Origin of the sequence: Rhodopseudomonas sp. BR0C11 (assembly GCF_010820945.1) — a bacterium.
In the GTDB taxonomy this organism is placed as follows: Bacteria; Pseudomonadota; Alphaproteobacteria; order Rhizobiales; family Xanthobacteraceae; genus Rhodopseudomonas; species Rhodopseudomonas palustris_H.
On record NZ_QTKI01000536.1, the window covers coordinates 1 to 2,691 of the forward strand.

Genomic DNA, 2,691 nt, shown 5'->3' on the forward strand with positions numbered 1-2,691 from the left:
GCCGGGCCGGGTCAGGCGGCGGCGCTGGTGGCGCATCGGCCGGAGGTGATCTTCCATCTGGCGGCAATCGTCTCGGGCGAAGCCGAGGCGGATTTTGACAAGGGCTACCGGATCAATCTCGACGGCACCAAGCATCTGATCGATGCGATCCGCGCCGAGGGCGACGACTATCATCCGCGGCTGGTGTTCACCTCGTCGATCGCGGTGTTCGGCGCGCCGTTCCCGGATAAGATCGGCGATGAATTCCTGTCGGCGCCGCTGACCAGCTACGGCACCCAGAAGGCGATCTGCGAACTCCTGATCGCCGACTACACCCGCAAGGGCTTTTTCGACGGCGTCGGCATCCGCCTGCCGACGATCTGCGTCCGCCCCGGCAAGCCGAACAAGGCGGCGTCCGGATTTTTCTCCAACATCATCCGCGAGCCGCTGAATGGCGAGGAGGCGGTGCTGCCGGTGTCCGACGAGGTGATGCACTGGCACGCTTCGCCGCGCTCGGCGGTCGGCTTCCTGATTCACGCCGCCACCATGGACACCGCCGCGATGGGGCCGCGCCGCAGCCTGTCGATGCCGGGGCTGCCCGCCACGGTCGGCGAGCAGATCGCCGCATTGGAGCGCGTTGCCGGCAAAGCTGTGGCCGCCCGGATCAAGCGCGAGCCGGATCCGACCATCATCGGCATTGTCGCCGGTTGGCCGCGCAATTTCTCGACCGACCGCGCGCTGAAGCTCGGCTTCACCACCGCCGAAAAGACCTTCGACGACATCATCCGCATCCATATCGAGGACGAGCTCGACGGCAAGTTCGTGAAGTAATCGCCTTGCCCCGCACCGTCATTGCAAGGAGCACCCGGATCGGGGCTTCGCGCCGTCCAGCCACAGGCTCCGCGAGAAGCGATCCAGCTCCGTGCACGGTCTCTGGATTGCTTCGCTGCGCTCGCAATGACGCGGATGGGCCGGCGCCCGCCCTTCGTGCCACGCCCGGCCACCATTCCGTGAGCGGGGATGTCTTTATCTGATGGTCATCCTATAATAAATCCAGGTCCGAGTTTCATCGACCTTCGAGGAGAAAACGCCATGACTGCCAGCATCGTTGGATGGGCGCATATGCCGTTCGGCAAGTTCGACGCCGAAACCGTGGAAAGCATGATCGTCCGCGTCGCAACTGAGGCGATCGCCGACGCCGGGATTGCGCCGGGCGACGTCGACGAGATCGTGCTCGGACATTTCAATGCCGGCTTCTCGCCGCAGGATTTCACCGCTTCGCTGGTGCTGCAGGCCGATCCGGCGCTGCGGTTCAAGCCGGCGACCCGGGTGGAGAACGCCTGCGCCACCGGGTCCGCCGCGGTGCATCAGGGCATCCGCGCGATCGAATCCGGCGCCGCCAAGGTCGTACTGGTGGTCGGTGTCGAGCAGATGACCCGCACCCCGGGGCCTGAGATCGGCAAGAATCTGCTGCGCGCTTCTTACTGCCGGAAGACGGCGACACCCCGGCCGGTTTTGCCGGTGTGTTCGGCATCATCGCCCAAAAGTACTTCCAGAAATACGGCGACCAGTCCGACGCGCTGGCGATGATCGCCGCCAAGAACCACCACAATGGCGTCGCCAATCCCTATGCGCAGATGCGCAAGGATTTCGGCTTCGAGTTCTGCCGCGCCGAAGGCGAGAAGAACCCGTTCGTCGCCGGTCCGTTAAAGCGCACCGATTGCTCGCTGGTGTCCGACGGCGCCGCGGCGCTGGTGCTGACGTCTGCCGAGAACGCCAAGGCGATGGGCAAGGCGGTGAACATCCGCGCCCGCGGCCATGCGCAGGATTTCCTGCCGATGTCCAAGCGCGACATCCTGCAGTTCGAGGGCTGCACCGTGGCCTGGCAGCGTGCGTTGGAGCAGGCGGGCGTCACGCTGAACGATCTGTCGTTCGTCGAGACCCACGATTGCTTCACCATCGCCGAGCTGATCGAATACGAAGCGATGGGCCTGACGCCGAAGGGGCAGGGCGCCCGCGCGATCAAGGAGGGCTGGACCCAGAAGGACGGCAAGCTGCCGATCAATCCGTCCGGCGGTCTCAAGGCCAAGGGTCATCCGATCGGCGCGACCGGCGTGTCGATGCACGTGCTGAGCGCGATGCAGCTGCTCGGCCAGGCGCCGGAGGGCATGCAGATCAAGGACGCCAAGCTCGCCGGCATCTTCAATATGGGCGGCGCGGCGGTGGCCAATTACGTGTCGGTGCTCGAACCGGCCAAGTAACCAATAGCCGGGGGGGCGGCGGATGAATCTGGCGGAATGGCTTGCTGCGAGCGCCCGGCTGCGGCCGGGCGCTCCGGCGCTGCTGACGGGCACCACGGTCGATGCCGACTACGCCACGTTCGCGTCGCGTGCGGCATCGTTCGGAGCGGCGCTGGTGCGCGATTACGGCATCGCGCCCGGCGATCGCGTCGCGTTGTTCGCGCATAATTGCACGCGCTATCTCGAAGCGCTGTATGGCATCTGGTGGGCGGGCGCGGTGGCGATCCCGATCAACGCCAAGCTGCACGGCAAGGAGGTCGCCTGGATCTGCAGCAACGCGGAAGCAAGACTCGCGCTGATCTGCGACGACACCGCCGACACTTTCAACGAAGCCTCCTGCGATCTGCCGCCCGGCATGGCGGTGCTGGCGATCGACAGCGACGGTTACGACCGTGCGCGCAGCGGCGAGGGG

Annotated in this window: 2 protein-coding genes and 1 pseudogene; all 3 read left to right on the forward strand. The window is 65.8% G+C overall.

Annotated features, from left to right (window positions below; all coding sequences use genetic code 11):
• On the forward strand, positions 1–810 hold an 810-nt coding region (gene denD / locus DYI24_RS24725; RefSeq protein ID WP_164574205.1), incomplete at its 5' end, for a D-erythronate dehydrogenase.
• A 261-nt stretch (positions 811–1,071) separates the two neighbouring features.
• A pseudogene (locus DYI24_RS24730) lies at positions 1,072–2,240 on the forward strand (acetyl-CoA acetyltransferase).
• A gap of 22 nt (positions 2,241–2,262) precedes the next feature.
• Positions 2,263–2,691, forward strand: a 429-nt coding sequence (locus DYI24_RS24735) for an AMP-binding protein (protein WP_164574206.1), incomplete at its 3' end; no start/stop codon positions are given.